The following is a 1,022-nucleotide window of genomic DNA, read 5'->3' as shown; positions in this document are numbered from 1 at the left end:
CCCCGGCCAGGATCAGCCGCAACGCGGTGAGACCACCGGTGGCACTGGCCACCGCGTAGACAAGCACTGTGGCACCCAACGCCCCGAGCAGCGCCCCACCCGACAGTGCCCACACGCCCAGACCGCCGAGAAACCCCAGGGTGATCACCGCGGTGGCGCCCACCGCGGCACCCGCGGACACCCCAAGCAGATACGGCTCGGCGAGCGGATTGCGCACCAGGGTCTGCATCGCCGCCCCGGCCAGAGCCAAACCCGCCCCCACCAACGCGGCAAGCACCGAACGGGGCAACCGCAGGTCAAGAATGATGATGGAGTGTGCACGCTCGGCTTCACCCCCGACCACGGCCGCCCACACCGTCCGCCACACATCCCCCACCGGAATGTGCTCAGCACCGAACGCGACCGAACTCACGACGCTGACCACCGTCAACACAGTGAGAACGATTGCCAGCGGGATCGGCGGGAGCCTGCGGGCAGAGCGAAACGCCGGTGAAGTGTCATCGGCGATCGCCCGTGACCGGGTGCGCACCGACGCGCGGGTCATCGGACACTCCCCGTAACAACCCGGCCGCGTTCAGGCCGGCGCTGTTGCCGACCGCGCCGCTGCTCCTCCGGGATCTGGGGGCACGATTCGCACTCGGACCGCTGCGCTCCCAGTCGGATCAGGCAGCACGTATGACGGTCGTGGACCAGCATGGGCGGGTCACCCAGCCGGATCATCGTCACCAGAGGTCGATCGGACAACGCTCGGGTCACCAAATCGGCATCCATCTCGACCGCAGGGCGCCGCATGCCGCCCGCGGTCCGGTGTGCCGCCCCGAACGCGCCGGCGCACGAGGCCGCGACCCCTCCCAGAGCGGCACGCCGGGTAATGGTGCCGGCCTCGACGCAGGCGTCCACCAGGGGATCCATATGACACCGAATGGTGTCGACCAGTGCGCTGGGGTCCTGCTCTCGCCCGAGCACCGGAGTGCCGGGCAGCGACACCTCGAGCGTGGCACCACTCTGATCGATCAGAGCCC

At 69.6% G+C, this 1,022-nt stretch carries 1 protein-coding gene; it reads right to left on the bottom strand.

The features are described 5' to 3' along the window. Positions 1 to 544, bottom strand: a 544-nt coding sequence (locus HMPREF3086_RS05595; RefSeq protein WP_246830916.1) for an iron chelate uptake ABC transporter family permease subunit, incomplete at its 3' end; no start/stop codon positions are given. Positions 545 to 1,022 lie beyond the last annotated feature (478 nt).

The sequence above is a fragment of the Dietzia sp. HMSC21D01 genome, from assembly GCF_001815995.1.
GTDB classification, from domain to species: Bacteria; Actinomycetota; Actinomycetes; order Mycobacteriales; family Mycobacteriaceae; genus Dietzia; species Dietzia cinnamea.
Note: the sequence above shows the minus strand (reverse complement) of the source record. Positions and strands in the feature narration are given on the sequence as shown.